The organism is Pontibacterium sinense (assembly GCF_015209595.1).
In the GTDB taxonomy this organism is placed as follows: domain Bacteria; phylum Pseudomonadota; class Gammaproteobacteria; order Pseudomonadales; family Balneatricaceae; genus Pontibacterium; species Pontibacterium sinense.
This window is the reverse complement of the sequence record NZ_JADEYS010000026.1, coordinates 21,088-37,451: the sequence shown is the minus strand read 5'-3', so window position 1 is coordinate 37,451 and position 16,364 is coordinate 21,088. Positions and strand designations below refer to the sequence as shown.

18 protein-coding genes, 1 pseudogene and 1 riboswitch are annotated in these 16,364 nt (G+C 49.1%); of the genes and pseudogenes, 9 read left to right on the top strand and 10 right to left on the bottom strand.

All coding sequences use genetic code 11. The annotated features are described in order from the left end of the window. Positions 1 to 267 precede the first annotated feature (267 nt). The 5 genes from peaA (at position 268) to IOQ59_RS19130 (ending at position 5,718) form a co-directional block, all read left to right on the top strand. The gene (peaA, locus tag IOQ59_RS19150; protein WP_193955079.1) at positions 268 to 1,863 is read left to right on the top strand and encodes a quinohemoprotein amine dehydrogenase subunit alpha; all 1,596 of its coding nucleotides are present in this window, start codon (positions 268 to 270) and stop codon (positions 1,861 to 1,863) included. A gap of 63 nt (positions 1,864 to 1,926) precedes the next feature. Then, positions 1,927 to 3,354 (top strand): quinohemoprotein amine dehydrogenase maturation protein, encoded by a 1,428-nt coding sequence (gene peaB / locus IOQ59_RS19145; protein WP_193955078.1) that lies wholly within the window; start codon positions 1,927 to 1,929, stop codon positions 3,352 to 3,354. Then, positions 3,355 to 3,675: a quinohemoprotein amine dehydrogenase subunit gamma gene (qhpC, locus tag IOQ59_RS19140; RefSeq protein WP_193955077.1), complete on the top strand. Its 321-nt coding sequence runs from the start codon at positions 3,355 to 3,357 to the stop codon at positions 3,673 to 3,675. It abuts the gene before it with no gap. Between the two features lie 15 nt (positions 3,676 to 3,690). Then, a complete protein-coding gene (gene peaD / locus IOQ59_RS19135; protein WP_193955076.1) occupies positions 3,691 to 4,848 on the top strand; it encodes a quinohemoprotein amine dehydrogenase subunit beta in 1,158 nt (385 codons plus the stop codon). A gap of 180 nt (positions 4,849 to 5,028) precedes the next feature. After that, a complete protein-coding gene (locus IOQ59_RS19130) occupies positions 5,029 to 5,718 on the top strand; it encodes a DUF3313 domain-containing protein (protein WP_193955075.1) in 690 nt (229 codons plus the stop codon). Between the two features lie 55 nt (positions 5,719 to 5,773). Here IOQ59_RS19130 and IOQ59_RS19125 read toward each other — a convergent pair whose 3' ends face one another. Continuing rightward, a complete protein-coding gene (locus tag IOQ59_RS19125) occupies positions 5,774 to 6,076 on the bottom strand; it encodes a hypothetical protein (protein WP_193955074.1) in 303 nt (100 codons plus the stop codon). Positions 6,077 to 6,139: 63 nt separating this feature from the next. Continuing rightward, positions 6,140 to 6,214, bottom strand: a riboswitch (cyclic di-GMP riboswitch). Positions 6,215 to 6,979: 765 nt separating this feature from the next. On the opposite strand from IOQ59_RS19125, the pseudogene IOQ59_RS19120 reads away from it, so the two are divergent. Further along, positions 6,980 to 7,364: pseudogene (locus IOQ59_RS19120) on the top strand (integrase core domain-containing protein); the annotation flags it as partial. Positions 7,365 to 7,447: 83 nt separating this feature from the next. Here the strand turns inward: IOQ59_RS19120 and IOQ59_RS19115 are convergent. Both IOQ59_RS19115 and IOQ59_RS19110 read right to left on the bottom strand, forming a co-directional pair. Next, a complete protein-coding gene (locus tag IOQ59_RS19115; RefSeq protein WP_193955073.1) occupies positions 7,448 to 7,999 on the bottom strand; it encodes a FlgO family outer membrane protein in 552 nt (183 codons plus the stop codon). Positions 8,000 to 8,005: 6 nt separating this feature from the next. Continuing rightward, the gene (locus IOQ59_RS19110; RefSeq protein WP_193955072.1) at positions 8,006 to 8,674 is read right to left on the bottom strand and encodes a hypothetical protein; all 669 of its coding nucleotides are present in this window, start codon (positions 8,672 to 8,674) and stop codon (positions 8,006 to 8,008) included. A 200-nt stretch (positions 8,675 to 8,874) separates the two neighbouring features. Between IOQ59_RS19110 and IOQ59_RS19105 the strand changes: the two genes are divergently transcribed. Then, positions 8,875 to 9,390, top strand: coding sequence for a GNAT family N-acetyltransferase (locus IOQ59_RS19105; protein ID WP_228051028.1), 516 nt, complete (start codon positions 8,875 to 8,877; stop codon positions 9,388 to 9,390). 28 nt (positions 9,391 to 9,418) lie between these two features. On the opposite strand, the gene IOQ59_RS19100 is transcribed toward IOQ59_RS19105, so the two are convergent. Beyond that, positions 9,419 to 10,015 (bottom strand): LysE family translocator, encoded by a 597-nt coding sequence (locus IOQ59_RS19100; protein WP_193955071.1) that lies wholly within the window; start codon positions 10,013 to 10,015, stop codon positions 9,419 to 9,421. Positions 10,016 to 10,113: 98 nt separating this feature from the next. On the opposite strand from IOQ59_RS19100, the gene IOQ59_RS19095 reads away from it, so the two are divergent. Further along, a complete protein-coding gene (locus tag IOQ59_RS19095; protein ID WP_193955070.1) occupies positions 10,114 to 10,998 on the top strand; it encodes a LysR family transcriptional regulator in 885 nt (294 codons plus the stop codon). Between the two features lie 58 nt (positions 10,999 to 11,056). Further along, complete coding sequence (locus IOQ59_RS19090; protein WP_193955069.1) at positions 11,057 to 11,704, top strand: glycine-rich domain-containing protein; 648 nt, start codon at positions 11,057 to 11,059, stop codon at positions 11,702 to 11,704. Between the two features lie 114 nt (positions 11,705 to 11,818). On the opposite strand, the gene IOQ59_RS19085 is transcribed toward IOQ59_RS19090, so the two are convergent. The 6 genes from IOQ59_RS19085 to paaA form a co-directional block, all read right to left on the bottom strand. Next, on the bottom strand, positions 11,819 to 12,475 hold the full coding sequence (locus IOQ59_RS19085) for a response regulator transcription factor (protein ID WP_193955068.1): 657 nt from the start codon (positions 12,473 to 12,475) through the stop codon (positions 11,819 to 11,821). Positions 12,476 to 12,644: 169 nt separating this feature from the next. Then, complete coding sequence (paaE, locus tag IOQ59_RS19080) at positions 12,645 to 13,742, bottom strand: 1,2-phenylacetyl-CoA epoxidase subunit PaaE (protein WP_193955067.1); 1,098 nt, start codon at positions 13,740 to 13,742, stop codon at positions 12,645 to 12,647. Between the two features lie 7 nt (positions 13,743 to 13,749). After that, on the bottom strand, positions 13,750 to 14,289 hold the full coding sequence (gene paaD, locus IOQ59_RS19075; RefSeq protein ID WP_228051027.1) for a 1,2-phenylacetyl-CoA epoxidase subunit PaaD: 540 nt from the start codon (positions 14,287 to 14,289) through the stop codon (positions 13,750 to 13,752). A gap of 23 nt (positions 14,290 to 14,312) precedes the next feature. Continuing rightward, entirely contained in the window at positions 14,313 to 15,077 is a 765-nt protein-coding gene (paaC, locus tag IOQ59_RS19070) for a 1,2-phenylacetyl-CoA epoxidase subunit PaaC (protein ID WP_193955066.1), read from the bottom strand. Between the two features lie 16 nt (positions 15,078 to 15,093). Further along, the gene (gene paaB, locus IOQ59_RS19065; protein WP_193955065.1) at positions 15,094 to 15,381 is read right to left on the bottom strand and encodes a 1,2-phenylacetyl-CoA epoxidase subunit PaaB; all 288 of its coding nucleotides are present in this window, start codon (positions 15,379 to 15,381) and stop codon (positions 15,094 to 15,096) included. Between the two features lie 12 nt (positions 15,382 to 15,393). After that, entirely contained in the window at positions 15,394 to 16,335 is a 942-nt protein-coding gene (gene paaA / locus IOQ59_RS19060; RefSeq protein WP_193955064.1) for a 1,2-phenylacetyl-CoA epoxidase subunit PaaA, read from the bottom strand. Positions 16,336 to 16,364: the final 29 nt, after the last annotated feature.

Here is a 16,364-nt window from a genome sequence, read left to right as displayed (position 1 = left end):
CCGCTATCAGTACTTATATTTACTCCGTGGTTTCCAGAATATCAAACAAAACAATGGCTTATTTTACAATTTTGATTGCCTGTTACATCTTGATACATCTGCCTACATCTTCGAACAAAAGCGCGGAATTTTATTTACACCATGCGGTTACTTTGGATAGCACACCAGTTGGGCCTGCATCAGCGGGTCAGGCTCAACATATCGCTTTCAGTACTGTGCTGTGGCGGTTACCGGTGCGAATCTAGAATCACGAACTATTAAGGAGTGATGGCCTTGAATAATAACAAGACAACGCGCGCACTTCTGGGAACTGGTGCACTGGCCCTTGCGGGTTTAGTGACGATGCCAGCTCAGGCTGCAGATGCAGAGAGCATCATTCGCGATCGCTGTTTGTCGTGTCATACCGAAACGGGAGAATCGGCAACCCCGTTCTCACGTATCAGCGAACAGCGTAAAACACCTGAAGGCTGGATGATGACTATTAGCCGCATGCAACAGCAACGCGGCTTGGTGATCTCTCCGGAAGAGAAGCGCACGCTGGTGAAACATCTGGCGGATACACAGGGTCTGGCACCGTCAGAAACAGACGGTGTGCGATACCTACTGGAGAAGGAACCGAACGTCGTTGAGTCTTTTGATCAACTGGTACAGGAAACCTGTGTTCGTTGTCATTCCGGTGCACGTGTCGCACTGCAGCGTCGTACAGAAGATGAATGGAAGCACCTGATCCATTTCCATATGGGACAGCAGCCAACCGCTGAATTCCATGCCGGAGCACGAGATCGCGCATGGTTCGATATTGCGCTGACCAATGTGGCACCTAAGCTAGCGAAAGATTACCCGTTCAACAGTGATGCCTGGAATAACTGGCAGAAAGTAAACAAAAAGTCACTGAACGGTACTTGGGCCATGACCGGTTATATGCCGGGTAAAGGCACCTTTGACGCATCACTGCGGGTCAGCAAAACCGCAGCGGATAATTACACCGTTGCGCTTGAAGGCCAGTATGCCGATGGCACACCGCTGAGTGGTGAAGGGCGTGCGATTGTTTATGCCGGTTATGAGTGGCGCGCGAGCCTGACCATTGATGGCGTTAAAGTACGTCAGGTTCTGGCGGCATCCGCCGATGGTTCCGCGCTGGAAGGCCGTATGTTTGAGCGCGATGATGAGATCATTGGTGGCAGCGTTAAAGCCGTCAAAGGTAACGTTATTACTGCGGTCACTCCGTCGTATATCAAACAGGGCGAGCGCAAGCTGGTCACTATCTCCGGCAACAACCTCAAAGGCAATGTGCAGCTGGGCAACGGCGTGAAAATGCTGAACGTAGTGTCTCGTAATGCAAATCGCGTTGTGGTTCTGGCAGAGGCCTCTAAGACCGCGAAGGTCGGTGCGATCAACGTCAAGGTTGGCCGTACGTCCGCAAAAACTGCACTGGCGGTTTACGATCAGGTTGCACGTGTGGAAATCACACCGTCTGAATCGATTGCACGTATCGGTGGCGCCGGCGGTCCGATTCCCAAGCTGAAGTCTGCATACCGCGCGGTGGGTTACGCTGCGGGCGCTGATGGCAAACCGGGTACCGAGGATGATCTGCGTCTGGGTTACATGCCTGCCGCCTGGTCTCTGAAGCCATTTGATGAGATCGCTCAGCACGACAATGACATTAAATACGCAGGTACGATCAGCCGCGACGGTGTTTTTACACCGGGTGATGCGGGTCTGAACCCTGAACGTAGAATGTCGACCAACAACGTGGGCAATCTGTCTGTTGTCGGTACCGTTAATGACGGTAACAACAACGTACAGGGTGAAGCGCACCTGCTGGTCACTGTGCAGACCTTTGTAAAACCGGTTCTTCAGTAATCGGTCAGTAAACCTCCGGACAAATTCGCGACAAGCGACATAAGAATAACAGGTGAGGTAGATATGGGTTCTTTATCCCTGGTGAAGCCAAACATGCATCTGGTTGACGTAGATACGCGCAAGATGATGTTCCACGTGCCGACCAGCAGTCTATTTGAGTTGGACGGTCTAAGCCGCGAGCTGATCGATCTGTTTACTGAGCAGGAACGGGTGACCGCTCAGATGATCCGTGATCGCTTTAATGGTCGCTATCAGCCGCACGACGTGATGGACACTATCGAGGAGCTGAAGTCTCTGCGTGTACTGTCAGACGGTGGTGTTGTGCAGATCAATCACGAACCACAGAAAGTGAAAAACTTTCCGTTGACGACGATTGTTCTGAACACCAATACCGGCTGCAACCTGAGTTGCACCTACTGCTACAAGGAAGATCTGACGACCCCGTCCGAGGGCGACAAGATGTCCTATGAGACGGCGGTTCAGTCAGTAGAGATGCTACTGGAGGAATCTCCGAATCAGCGTCAGTACAACATCGTCTTCTTTGGTGGTGAACCACTCACCAATATGCCCTTGATCCGTAAGGTCGTGGCCTATTGTGAAGAGCGTTTTGCTGCACTTGAGTCAGAGGTGAGCTTCACCATGACCACCAACGCCACCATGCTGAATGAAGAACTGGTGGACTGGTTTAACGAACACCGCTTTGGCATCACCGTCTCGATGGATGGGCCAAAAGCGATGCACGATAAAAACCGTATTACGGTGGGCGGTCAGGGAACCTATGATGTCGTCAAAAAGAAAGTCGACATGCTGTTATCCCGCTACACAGCGCGCCCGGTGGGCTGCCGTGTAACTCTGACGCGGGGTATCACCGATGTTGAAGCGATTTTTGATCATCTCAGTGGACTCGGTTTCGCAGAAGTAGGCTTTGGCCCCGTGACATCCGGCGATATTACATCATTCAACCTCACCTCTGAGGAGATGGTGGAAGTGTTCGCAGGGATGAAACGTCTTGGTAAAGAGTATCTGGACGCTGCGCTGGAGCACCGCATCATGGGCTACGGCAACATGCACCAGCTAATGACAGATCTGCACGAAGGCAATAAGAAACAGTTGCCATGTGGTGCGGGTGTGGGCTTGTTGGCGGTTGATACTCAGGGTGGCGTTAACTTGTGTCACCGCTTTACTGGATCTGAGTTACCCACCTTTGGTGATGTGGATCAGGGCATCGATAAAACTCGCTTGGGTGAGTTTGTCGAACAGCGCCTGGATCGAAGCAACACGGGCTGTGAAACCTGTCGCATCCGAAATATCTGTTCCGGTGGTTGTTACCACGAAAGTTATGCGAAGTACGGCGATGCTGCGACGCCTTCCTACCATTACTGCGATCTGCTCAGAGACTGGGTTGATTTCGGCGTAGAGGCGTACTCGCGGATCATGCTCGAGAACCCGGCGTTCTTCGATGCTTACGTATCTCCTAGAAGGAGTTCTTGAATGAAACACCTTAAATCGTTCAACAAAAAAGCCAAAATGCTCGACCAGGCGACATCTCAGGGTGAGGTGGAAGAGGTTGTTGCGATGCAGTCCGTGGTGGGCTGTACCTCAGTTAACGATCCCGGTTGGGAAGTTGACCCGTTCGGTGGACTGGGTTCCCTCTGTCAGCCGATGGAATCAGATCTGTACGGTTGTGCGGACGCGTGCTGGTGGCCAGCACAAGTGCCTGACACCATGAGCAGCCACCCTGACTGGTCTCAGGATGTTGCGAAGGCCAATGAAGACTGGCGCAAAATTGACAGCATCTTCCCTGAAGACTGATGGAGGCATAGCCAGATGAAACTGACAAAGATGTTTAAGCAGGCGGCGATTGTCACTGCCATTGGCGCATCTGTACTGCTGACGGGGTGTAACAACGCCAACACCGTTGCAGAAGCACCAGCGACGATTAACGGAATGAAAGCGGGTGGTCACGAATACATTCTGACCGTAACGCGTCCAAACGAGCTGCATATTGTTGATACAGAAACCAACAAGTTGATTCGTACCTGTGATGTACCGGGTGTGTTCGGCAATGGTGGTATCGCGATGTCACCGGATGGCCGCATTGCGTATGTGATGACTAATAAGTGGGAAGACGTATACGGCTTTGATATTACCAACTGTGATATCAAATTCTCCGTTAAGCAGTCCTACGATAATGTACAAGTGAAAAGCATTACCTCTATGGCCGTTAGTGCCGATGGTAAAGAGCTTTACACCGTTCAGAATCCGGTACGTAAACTGCCGGATCGTTTCGAAACCATGGAGCCGCGTCTGGCGGTATTCAACACGAATGATGGCCTGAACGCGAAGCCTGTACGTACCTTCCCGGTTGATCGTCGTATCACTAAGATCGGTGCGATGCATAACGGCGAAGTGATTCTGGGTGGTGGTGACCTGAAAGCCATTGATCCGCAGAATGGCAAAACCCGCATGATCAAGGCGTTGCAAAACTGGGATCGGGCACCTGATAAATGGGTTCCGCCTGATGCATTTGCTATGCACTCCTTAGGTGAACACGTGGGTGAGTTCATCATGCCGTACTTCACTATCCGCTGGAATGGTGCACCGGGCGACGAGTCCAAAGCCGATTTCCTGTGGGGCCATGTACGTATTGATATGAAGACAGGTGAAGTTGAAAGCATTGAGAAAGTGCCCTTCGAATTCATCGTCTTTAACTGGATCACTGATCCGCATGACAAAGACGTTATGTACGGATCATTCAATCAGCTGTCGAAGCACAATGTGAAAACGGGTGAGACCATCAACGTACAGGCGATGGACCACACCTACTACAACATCAACATGGCCAACGATGGTAAAACGTTGTACATCGGCGGTACGTCCAGTGACATCTCCGTGCACCGTTCGGATACATTGGAAAAAATCGGCAGCATTCAGCTGACCGGCGACATGTCCACTTCAGACCTGCGCCTTGCTCGTCTGAAGTAATCTGAAGCAGGTTGATCTCTGTCGACCTCATTTGGGCCACCCTCCGGGGTGGCCTTTTCTTTTTCGCCCCCCCCCCATGGCAAACCTTTTCTCGATACACTTCTTAGCAATTCTTAACACGCATGGGTTAATGACGCTGCTACACTGATACCCAACTCGCACTCTAGGAATTTACGGTCTATGCGCGTATTCAGATTGGCAACGACACTGATGGTCACATCGCTGCTCGCCGCGTGCGGTGGGGTTACGACTAAGCCGACCCAAGCCACCGGATTTTTGGAAAACTATGAACAGTTAAGTCCTGTAGAGGTCGTATCTGAAACGCAGGTGTGGCGTTGGCGTTCACCTGAGTTCAGGCCTGCCAATTATCATGCGTTGAAGCTGATGCCTGTTGTTTTTGCACCTCAACCAACACCCAATGACCAGGTTAGTCTCAAAGTCCTCAACGAAATACGGCATAAGATTAATAGCACATTGAGTCAGCAGGCTTCTGCAAGCGGGATTCCGATAAGCGCGTCATCAGGTGCGGGCGTGTTAACACTCCGTCCGGCGATCACGTCCGTTAACTTATCGCTACAGGATATGAAAATCACCGAGGCTATCCCGATTCGCTTGGTGTTGTCCGGCGCTGAATTGGCACTAGGGTTACGTGATAAAGACGTAACGTTCCTGTTTGAATACGAACTGGTTGATTCCACCACTGGGCAAATAATGATGAGTGGTGTGCGTCACGCCAACACACAACCTCTGGAAAACGATTCGGAGAAATTGAAGCAGGAGCACGCCAAAGAGATGCTGGAAAATCTATCGAAAGATCTGAATCAGAATTTCAGTGCGTTGGAAAAGGCAATGAGCAAAAAAGGGATATGAAATGCTGCCGCAATCTGCGGCATCTTTCTCCCAGTGCTGAATGTCCGGAAAAGAATTACTTCGGACTCATCACCGTAAGAAGCCCGATATAGAAGCGTCGCAAGTTACGCTTTTTATGCGCGTTTTTCTTCTTCGGTTCAATAGCGCTCTCAACATACGGCTCGTTTGCACGGTCGGGAGAGGATATTGCATACAATGGATACGGTGCGCCACTCTCGCTATAGATGTGATCGAACTGAATGGCTTTTACAGTGGGAGAGAAGCCTGTTTCGTCAGGTTCTGCGTAAGCGGGACTAATAGTGCCAATGATCAATAAGCCAACTAGATTGATGTTGGCGACAAACGACGAACATTTCATGACGACCTCTGCAGTACATCAGCTAAGATCCTCACAATAGATTGTCCGTGAATGAGGCTCTCCTTCGGTGGTCCGGCTATCCCAGAGGGACCCGTGACTTTGCGTCACCTGATTGCTCAGGCTTTGCCGTGTCGAGAGAGGATCTTGTGCTTTAAACAATCAAACTAACGTTTGATACTTATGTTTGTTCGCATGATAGCACTGTTGCGTGCTCAATATTTATACAGATCTGTAATAATAAATCGATCTATATACCCGAATGACATATAACCTCAGGGTAGTGAAAATCCGCGAAAGGTATTCCAGGAATGAATGGAAAAACTAGGGAGTAACCCAAGGTTGGTACAGAAGGGAGCTTGCTGATTTGAAAGCAATACTGAGGTAAAGAGTAGAGAAATTAAAGAGAAGGGTGTAGCGTCCAATCCGCACCCGAAGCGCCAAGTGACCAAACAGATGACCGGAAGTTATCCTATAAACGGCGCAAACAAAGATATCTTAATGACTGACGTTATACCGCTGTTTTGAAATGCGAATGGCCAACGCGTAGCATCAGCCAGCCTCGACTAGCACTCTTCATCCACGATGAACTACACACATCACAACGGTAGATTGTTCCTAATTCTAACTTGCAGATTTCCTTCATGTATTCATGAGGTACATCTTGAATCTGCTGATATTCGCAATGGTCGCAACACTTATTATTATTCATCGTCCTAACCCATAGTTTATATCTGCTCAATAAATGTACATTCGTTTATCGCATAACGATATAGGAAAAATTCCTAATTTGTTGACAGTTGGCAGCGAATACAAGCCTTAATAATCCTTAAGGATCTGGTGGTCGTGGTGCGCTTCCCCTTTATCGATAATGCTAATCACCATTGCTTTAAATGGGGTAAAACCAACAAGGTGCTTGCCTTGTTTGAGGCCAATGGGCTTCCTCTCTTATGCATCTTGACCGACCGAGTTAAGGAGTATTGTGGTAATGCCAAGCAGCATGACTATCAGCTTTATCTGGCGATTAATGATATTGATTACACCAAGACCAAGGTGAAGTCACCCCAAACTAATGGTATCTGTGAGCGCTTCCATAAGACGACGATGCAGGAGTTTTATCAGGTGACTGTTCGTAAGAAAGCCGTATGGAAGCATCGAAGAACTCCAGAAAGATCTGGATATATGGATCGATTATTACAACACTGAACGTACGAATCAGGGCAAAATGTGCAATGGCAGAACGTCACAGGAAACATTACTTGATGGGAAGTCGGTCTGGAGAAGAAGCTGAAGTGATTTTGACCTGACAGTCACATTACAGATTGTTCGGTAACTGTCAGATCAGGTCCGAATTACTAAACTTAATAGGATGGTCTACCTTCTAGTTCGACCAATTCCTAATAGATGCTGCAGATCGTTATTCAGAGGTAACATAAAGTCATGTGATCCTATGATAATGTTATCAATCGTCCGAACTAGGCGTGCGTTAACATATAGGCTATTACCGCCGATAGCGTACGTACCTAGCATAACTGCTTGGGCGTCATGCTCTTCTGAGATGTTTTGTAGGTTTCGTGACAACATAAACTCTCCTGCACGCTGTTTGATAAACAGGCTGTCGCGCATCTTCACTTCTATAACACGGTACCCGCGTGCAGTCATACCCGATGAGATCACTTCTGATGCCATTCGTCCGAATGTTGAAGATGTAGTTAGATCGTCAATATTTGCAAAGCTGGCAGAAATAATCGGTTTATCTTTAGACAACGGAGAAACAAGCTTATCAAAGAGAGGCTTGCGAGCCTTTGTTAATTCGCTTACCACATCGACTTGAGCATCGCGTGACCGTGTATTTGCCTGCTTGTTTGCACATCCAGCCGTTAGTATCGTGATGCCGATGATTAAGGCGCAAAGAATTGTTTTCATAATATTTTATCCCCGATCGGTAACTCGAATCTTAGACGTGCTGTTTTCCTGCGGGGCGTAATGTTGTGCATCACCACCGTTGATGTAGTAAATATTCGAAGAAGAGTGAATAATCTGATTTTTATCAATTACTGTGGTGGTGATTATGACCTCAAAATCGGTATCTTTTATCCAATTACCACTATAAATATCAGCGCCAATTGCTGCTGGAAAGAGTAATTTTGCAGGTGTACTCCAATGTTCCACGGCATGCGCAGCGACAACTACTCCTGTTGCCAGTAATGTCCATGAACCTGCTGGTTTGCGACGGCTATCACGATCTTTATGCTCAATGACATTTACGTCAAATGACACTTGAGCTGACCCTGATCCTGTTGACCTTACTATGGCACCATTTGTTACTAACTGACTGGTCAGTAGATTTTTATAACCATTATAGAAAGGAGTATCCGCATCTCCGCCACTAACATGCAGTGGTACATTATGCTTTTGTAATGTTGTTGTAATTAACCGAGCTTCGTGCGCAGCCAGAACATCCCAGTGGTGTGCAGCTTGCATTTTCTGTTGCTCGGATGTTGAGTAAGCGGTAGGAGTTGGGGTTTGAGACGTATTTGCTTGATAGCAGCCAGATAGAAGGCCTGCGCATGTACCAAGCATAAGAAGATTTTTAACCATGTTATTTCCTTGTCTGGCATCCGATGCCGACTTAAAAAGTACTACTTACTTGTCAATAAACGTAATAGCGAAGGAATGTGTTGGAGAATTCTCTCCAGCGCGTAATCCTATCCGATATACCCTATATGTCAACTCAGATCAATAGCAGTGTTGACTTACATGAGTACAAGGACGCTAATATTTGTCAAATAGGCTTTGTAATGATGATGCTGTGTGTACCCGAGTCACTGGAAACCTCACGCCTGATTTTGCGACAGTTTAGAGAAAGTGACTGGCAGGACCTCCATCTCTATTACTCCTCAGAAACTGCGACGCAGTTTACGGTTGGCCGTGCCTTTAGCGAAGGTGAAACCTGGCGCACCCTGTGTAGCATGGTGGGCCACTGGCAATTTAGAGGATACGGACCGTACGCAATTGAGCACAAAGAGACGGGGAAGGTATTGGGCACGGCAGGGTTCTGGTATCCGAATGATTGGCCTGAGCCAGAGATCAAGTGGGCATTAGCCCCCGAATACTGGGGACAAGGTTATGCCAGTGAAGCCGCCCGGGGAGTCCAGCAAGCAGGGCGTGAATGCATGCCTGATATGAGGCTTATTAGCTTCATCCATTCGGAGAACCATGCATCTATTCAGCTGGCAAAAGCCATTGGTGCGGTGTTTGAAAAGGAAGTGAATTTCCGGGGTGGGTTATGGCACATATATCGTCACCCGTCATAATATGATGTGCATTAACTTACACCGACTCTCAACCAGAGTGTTGCAAATACAGAAGATAGATTGCAACGACTATCAAAGTGCTCCCCATGACTCTGTTGAATACACGCAGACTTGAGCGTTCAGTCAGCAGCGAACTGATCCGGTCTCCCACAAGCGCCCAGCTGCTCACACACAGGTAGCAGATCACAAAATACAGTCCTACAAATACGTAGAGCAAGCTCGAAGCATCTGCCAGATTGAACGCTGTGACACCTGATAGACAGGCGATCCAGGCTTTTGGGTTGAGCCATTGCAGCATTATCCCCTGAAGGAAAGTGGGACGTGTATCGTTGGCGATCTCGATATCCGGATTAGCTGTAGCGACTTTATAGCCCATGTAGCAGATAAAGCCGGCACCGAGATAACCTAACATGATCATCAGCTCCTGATTCTGAGCCGCGATACGACCTATACCCAGGCCAACCATCAACAACAGCAGGGTAAATCCCACCGTTGCACCGCTGACAAACGGTATTGCGTTCCGAAAGCCATGGTTTACGCCGGTTGACAGCGTAATCAGGTTGACCGGGCCGGGGGATATCGACATGGATAGGGAAAACAAACACATAGCTAAAATGACAGACATAACACAATCACTCCCAAGTAATGCTAAGCAGTCTATTACGGTGTAGATAATATGATTAGATGCTGTAATTAGATTTCATTGTTCGAACGGTTGATGTAATGATTGATGACCTGAAAGCGATAGCAGTGTTTGCGGAGATGGCGCGTCAGGGGTCGTTTAGGGCGGCTGCTGATGCTCTGGGACTATCTCCCTCAGTGGTAAGTTACCATGTCAGCCAATTAGAAAAACGAGTGGGTACCGCGCTAATTTATCGTTCTACCCGGAAGCTATCCCTGACCCACGAAGGGCAGGTGCTCTATCAGCATGCACGAACAATGTTAGATGCCGCTCAGCAAGGCTTAAACGAGGTTGTGTCCCATGATGATGAACCTCAGGGCAAACTGACCATTACTCTGCCTTCAGCTCTGACAAGAGCGCCTATTAATCAGCGTATCGCTGAGTTTGCCAAACAGTATCCAAAAATTGAGCTCAACCTTCTTTATACCGACATTCGACAGGACCTGATCGCCAACGGGATTGATCTGGCCGTGCGGGCAGGGGAGCTCGAAGACAGTGCGTTAAAATCAAAATCCATTGGCACCATTGAACGTGTGTTGGTTTGTTCTGCGTCTTATGCTGAGCAGCATGATGCACCTTCGGTGCCTGAAGATCTGGCTGAGTGGAATTGGATACGTCTGGCTATGTTACCGACACAGAGGACGTTGATTGGTCCGGCTAATCAACGTATACCGATACATTACGCCAGCCAGATTGTCGTCGACAGCGTGGATGCGATGGCTCAATTTTCTATACTGGGTCTTGGGATCTCGACGCCACCGCGCTTTTTGGTTGAAGATGCGATCGCTGATGGTCGCTTGGTTCAGCTGTTATCGGAGTGGCACGTTGAAGGTGTCCCGATCTATGCGGTTTGGCCCGGGAATGCATCAATCAACAATAACGCCCGACGTCTCCTGAATTACTTAACGCCTACCACCGAATCATAAGGCAACTGCATACCTACAACACGTGGGACTCGCCTGACGAAAAGAAAAAGGACACTACATGGATACCATTGTTCCTGTTATTTTTGCCATCTTCGTCGCGTTTATTCTTTTCCGGATGACGCGAAAGTCGCGTGCTCGAAAGCGCGCTGATTTGATCGATGCATATCAGTTTCCAGTCAAGCTTCGTGAAAAGATCGCTGAAACCTATCCTCACCTAAGCGAACGGGAGATTGCTAAGGTCATTCAGGGGTTACGTGAGTATTTCCATATCTGCAACACCGCAGGTAACAAGATGGTCTCAATGCCGTCGCAGGTTGTTGATGTTGCCTGGCATGAATTCATTTTGTTTACCAAGAAATACGATCAGTTCTGCAATCAGGCACTCGGCCGCTTCCTGCACCATACACCGGCCGAAGCGATGAGTACCCCAACGATGGCACAGAAGGGGATTAAGACCGCATGGCGACTGTCATGTGCACGGGAGCAAGTGCCGCCAAAAAATCCAACCCGTCTGCCTTTGTTGTTTGCACTGGATGCTGAGCTTGGCATTCCTGATGGTTTCACTTATGCGCTTAACTGCAAACGTACCGATCAGTCATCCGGCCACCCATACTGTGCGTCCCATATTGGTTGTAGCTCGGGTAGCAGCGCCGGGGAAGGGGGAGACTCTGATTCAGGTTGCAGCGGGGGATGCGGAGGTGATTAGGTGATTAGGTCATGTAATGCAGTGACCCCTGTTTAGGCAAAAAGCAGGGGCTGTTTTCAGATACTCATTAGCCGTGGCAGGCATAACGTCTATGGTTAAGCCATGCAGCACAATTCAAAGTCTTATCTGATCGGTCACTCCGGAGTGTCGTGCACTTACGACCAACTGAGTCCGACTCCGTACCTGGAACTTGCGATAGATATTGGTGAGATGATACTTCACCGTACTTTCGTGAATGCCCAGTTGATAGCTGATCTGTTTATTCAGCTTTCCATCGATGATCAACCGAATAATCTGTAGTTGCTGCTCGGTGAAGTCATCCAAAGAGACACAATGATCAGGTGCCACAGGGGTCGTACGGGAATTTTTATCAATCACCGGCCAATAAGAGCCACCCTTTAACAATCGGTGTGTGACCTTGTTGATCCGTTCCATCGATGCACTACGTTCAACGACACCACGTATCCCGGCATGACGGGCTTCATTAATTAGCGAATCGGTGAGTTGATCGCACATCAATAGGGTAGTGATGCAGGTATTGCTCACTAAGTGTTTCAGCGACCATTCTGAATGCTGTTCAATCAGCGTTTGATCGATAATCAGCAGATGATAACCGCTGTTGTTTTTCACCTGGGACTGGAGCTCGTCGATACTGCTCACACAATGCGCGGCATAAAGGACGTACTCCGGACCGCTGGTGATAGCGAGTTTGATCCCTTCACGGTGTAAAGGGTAACGATCAGCAATGAGGATTTTATGCGGCTTTTCCATGGGGGCCGTAGCTGTCAATCAGCACATCAGTAATTGTTGTAATCCCCATTCCAGAATACAGACGTAGTCATCCCACAAACGCTAATGCGTTTTATAAAGAGGGTCTATGGAATAAAAAGCGGGGAATAAGGCGTTACCCGGCGGTTAAACCACCGGGTAACAGCAACGATTATCGCGCGTCGAAGTCGACAACGACTTCATCGGAGATAGGGTGTGCCTGACAGCTCAACACATAGCCTGCGTCGATTTCGTGCTGTTCCAGACCGTGGGTGATGTCCATGTCGACTTCACCTTTAACCAGCTTACACTTACAGGTCGAACATACGCCTGCTTTGCAGGAGTAAGGCAGTTCCATACCGTTGTGCATGCCTGCGTCGAGAATGTTCTCGCCCACAGTCGCCAGATCAAACATGATGGAACGACCATCAGCAACGACTGTGACTTTAGACGTTTTCTCTTCGCCGAACTCTTCTTTACGTTTCGCAGCTTTCTCCAGCATCTCTTTAGAGTCAGCGGAGGAGTTAGCAAACAGTTCGTAATGGATCTGTTCGTCGCTCAGGCCTTCCATACGGAAGCCGCGAGATACTTCAGACATCATCGCTTCAGGGCCACAGATGAATGCTTCATCCACAGACTTGATGTCGATCAGACCCGCTTTCTGCAGGGCGTAACCCTTAGCGTTGTCGATGCGACCGTTCAGCAGGTCTGCACCCTGATCTTCGTAGTCCATTACGTTGATCCAGTGGAAGCGATCCATATAACGGTTTTTCACGAAGTTCAGTTCGTCTTTAAACATGACAGAGTTGCTGCGACGGTTGCCGTAGATCAGTGTAACGTTGGAACCCGGCTCCGTATCCAGCACAGATTTCATGATGGAAATCATTGGCGTGATACCAGAACCTGCAGCGATGCACATGTAGTTCTTTGGCTTGTCTGCATTCAGCTCGGTGTAGAAGCTGCCCTGAGGAGGCATGACTTCAATTTCCATACCGGGCTTGAAGTTATCGTTCGCAAAGTTAGAGAAGCGACCGTTCATAACGCGTTTAATGCCCACACGCATGTGACCATCATTTACACCGGAGCAGATGGAGTAGGAGCGACGTACGTCTTCGCCTTCAATCATTGCACGCAGTGTCAGGAACTGACCCTGAATAAATTTAAACTTTTCTTTCAGTTCTTCTGGTACATCGAAGCTGACGCAGATAGCAGTTTCCGTTTCCGGCTGAACATCAGCGATCTTCAATGTGTAGAAATTGGTGTCAGACATGCTTCACCTATATCTTCTTAAAATAGTCAAATGGCTCGTTGCAGTCGTTGCACTGAAACAGGGCTTTGCAGGCTGTTGAACCAAACTCACTCACCCGGCGCGTGTTACGCGAGCTGCAGTGCGGACATAGCGCATGGGCATCAGGGGTCAGACCGTCTTCATCCAATTCCGCATCTTCCGGTGGCGCAATGCCATATTCGCGGAGTTTTTTGCGGCCATCGGTAGACATCCACTCTGAACTCCAGGCGGGTGAGAGCGACATTTTTACTTTCACATCGCTGTAACCGGCATCGTTCAGAGCTTTGGTGACATCCGTGCTGATATTGTCCATCGCCGGGCAACCGGAGTAGGTTGGCGTGATGGTGATCACAATGCGTTCACCTTCACGCTCAATATCACGCAAGATCCCCAGATCCCAAATCGTCAGCACCGGTACTTCAGGATCTTTTACTTCATCGAGCAGATCCCATAGTTCCTTTACGTCAGCAGCATTACGCTGCTGCAATCGCTGGTACTGCTCTTCCGGCATCAGTGAGATTTCATTCATAACCTTTACCTTGCTTCTACTGCTTACCACTCACAACCTGGGTAGGAGCGGTGTACGATCTGCATCTCGGTCAGCATGTGACCCAGATTCTCGGTGTGATAACCGGTACGGCCACCGCGTACAGCCCAGCTGTCTTCTGGGACAGTGATGGTCGCTTCGGTCAGAATTTCGCTGACCAGCTTGAACCATGCATCGCGCAGTTTGGATACATCAACACCGATACCGTTGTCGGCCAGCAGCTGCTCAGTTTCATCCATATCAAACAACTCGTGGGTGTAACCCCAGAGCTGATCAACGGCTTTCTGAGTGCGTTTCTGGCTTTCTTCAGTACCATCACCCAGACGCAGAACCCAATCACGGCTGCGACGCAGGTGATATTTGGTTTCTTTGATCGCTTTTGCAGCGATTGCGGCCAGTGTCTCGTCCTTAGACTGAACCAGTTCAGGCAGTAGCACGGTGTAATACGCATCGGCAAGAAGCTGGCGAACCTGAGAGTAGGCGAAGTCACCGCGAGGCATCTCCATCAACAGCAGGTTGCGGTAATCACGGTCGCTGCGCATGTAAGCGAAATCGTCTTCGGTACGGCCATCGTCAGCCAGATCTGCCGCATAGGTGTAAAACATGCGGGCACGGCCGATGTAATCCAGCGCTACGTTACCGTATGCGATGTCTTCTTCAAGGAATGGACCGTAGCTGACCCACTCAGAGATACGGTGGCCCAGTACAACGGAGTCATCACCGAGGCGGGTTGCGTATTCCAGGGTTGCGTTTTTGATTGCATCACTCATTCTAATTCTCCCCCAATCACATGTTGTTAACTGGGTCAGGCAGAACGTAGTAAGTTGCGTGACGGTAAGGCTTGTCATCGCTTGGATCGTAGAAGCTTTCTGCATCATCTTCCTGAGACGCGCAGATGTCATCAGACTTAACAACCCAGATGCTTACGCCTTCGCTACGACGGGTGTAGCAATCACGTGCATATTCCAGTGCTTGTGCATGGTCTTCGGCGTGCAGGCTACCGATGTGCTTGTGGTCCAGACCGCGCTTGGAACGCACAAATACTTCAAACAATTCTAATTTTTCAGTTGTCATTTCAGTTACCCCTTACGCCACGTCTTGTGCTTTTTTAGCATTCTTTTTTTCATTGTAAGCAGTGATTGCATCACGTACCCATGCACCTTCTTCGTGCACGTCGATGTGGTGTTCCACACGCTGACGGTTACAGTGACCATTACCATTGATTACGCTGTAGAACTCATCCCAGTCGATCTCGCCGTGATCGTAGTGACCACGTTCTTCGTTCCACTTGATCTCTTTATCCGGGTGCTCAAGACCCAGGAATTCAATCTGAGGAACGGTCTGGTCGATGAATTTCTGACGCAGATCATCGTTGGTTTCACGCTTAATCTTCCACTCCATGGATTTAGCAGAGTGTGCAGATTCAGAATCGTGCGGGCCAAACATCATCAGAGCAGGCCAGTAGAAACGGTCCAGAGAGTCCTGTGCCATCTGCTTCTGTTCCGGCGTACCTTTCGCCAGTGCCAGCAGTGCTTCGTAGCCCTGACGCTGGTGGAAGCTCTCTTCTTTACAGATACGGATCATGCCGCGTGAATACGGGCCGTAAGATGTACGCTGCAGAGAAACCTGGTTACAGATTGCTGCACCATCAACCAACCAACCGATTGCACCTACATCACCCCAAGTCAAAGTAGGGTAGTTGAAGATAGATGCGTATTTAGCTTCACCGGTCTGCAGGGCTTCGATCAGCTCCGCACGGGTGATGCCCAACGTTTCAGTTGCGCTATACAGGTACAGGCCATGACCTGCTTCATCCTGTACTTTGGACAGCAGTACTGCTTTACGACGCAAAGAAGGCGCTCGCGTGATCCAGTTACCTTCTGGCTGCATGCCGATCACTTCAGAGTGAGCGTGCTGAGACATCTGGCGAATCAGATTCTTGCGGTACGCTGCAGGCATCCAATCTTTCGGCTCGATCTTCTCTTCAGCCTCGATCTTGCGCATGAAGTTTTGTTCTTGAGGTGTCATCTAAATGGCCTCCACGATGTTATATGGCG

Coding starts and splice junctions, on each gene's coding strand:
- paaB (WP_193955065.1), bottom strand. CDS start 15,381: ATGACAACTGAAAAATTAGAATTGTTTGAAGTATTTGTGCGTTCCAAG.
- paaA (WP_193955064.1), bottom strand. CDS start 16,335: ATGACACCTCAAGAACAAAACTTCATGCGCAAGATCGAGGCTGAAGAG.
- paaD (WP_228051027.1), bottom strand. CDS start 14,289: ATGAATGAAATCTCACTGATGCCGGAAGAGCAGTACCAGCGATTGCAG.
- paaE (WP_193955067.1), bottom strand. CDS start 13,742: ATGTCTGACACCAATTTCTACACATTGAAGATCGCTGATGTTCAGCCG.
- peaD (WP_193955076.1), top strand. CDS start 3,691: ATGAAACTGACAAAGATGTTTAAGCAGGCGGCGATTGTCACTGCCATT.
- peaA (WP_193955079.1), top strand. CDS start 268: ATGGCCTTGAATAATAACAAGACAACGCGCGCACTTCTGGGAACTGGT.
- paaC (WP_193955066.1), bottom strand. CDS start 15,077: ATGAGTGATGCAATCAAAAACGCAACCCTGGAATACGCAACCCGCCTC.
- IOQ59_RS19110 (WP_193955072.1), bottom strand. CDS start 8,674: ATGGTTAAAAATCTTCTTATGCTTGGTACATGCGCAGGCCTTCTATCT.
- IOQ59_RS19095 (WP_193955070.1), top strand. CDS start 10,114: ATGATTGATGACCTGAAAGCGATAGCAGTGTTTGCGGAGATGGCGCGT.
- IOQ59_RS19115 (WP_193955073.1), bottom strand. CDS start 7,999: ATGAAAACAATTCTTTGCGCCTTAATCATCGGCATCACGATACTAACG.
- peaB (WP_193955078.1), top strand. CDS start 1,927: ATGGGTTCTTTATCCCTGGTGAAGCCAAACATGCATCTGGTTGACGTA.
- IOQ59_RS19090 (WP_193955069.1), top strand. CDS start 11,057: ATGGATACCATTGTTCCTGTTATTTTTGCCATCTTCGTCGCGTTTATT.
- IOQ59_RS19125 (WP_193955074.1), bottom strand. CDS start 6,076: ATGAAATGTTCGTCGTTTGTCGCCAACATCAATCTAGTTGGCTTATTG.
- IOQ59_RS19105 (WP_228051028.1), top strand. CDS start 8,875: ATGATGATGCTGTGTGTACCCGAGTCACTGGAAACCTCACGCCTGATT.
- IOQ59_RS19100 (WP_193955071.1), bottom strand. CDS start 10,015: ATGTCTGTCATTTTAGCTATGTGTTTGTTTTCCCTATCCATGTCGATA.
- IOQ59_RS19130 (WP_193955075.1), top strand. CDS start 5,029: ATGCGCGTATTCAGATTGGCAACGACACTGATGGTCACATCGCTGCTC.
- IOQ59_RS19085 (WP_193955068.1), bottom strand. CDS start 12,475: ATGGAAAAGCCGCATAAAATCCTCATTGCTGATCGTTACCCTTTACAC.
- qhpC (WP_193955077.1), top strand. CDS start 3,355: ATGAAACACCTTAAATCGTTCAACAAAAAAGCCAAAATGCTCGACCAG.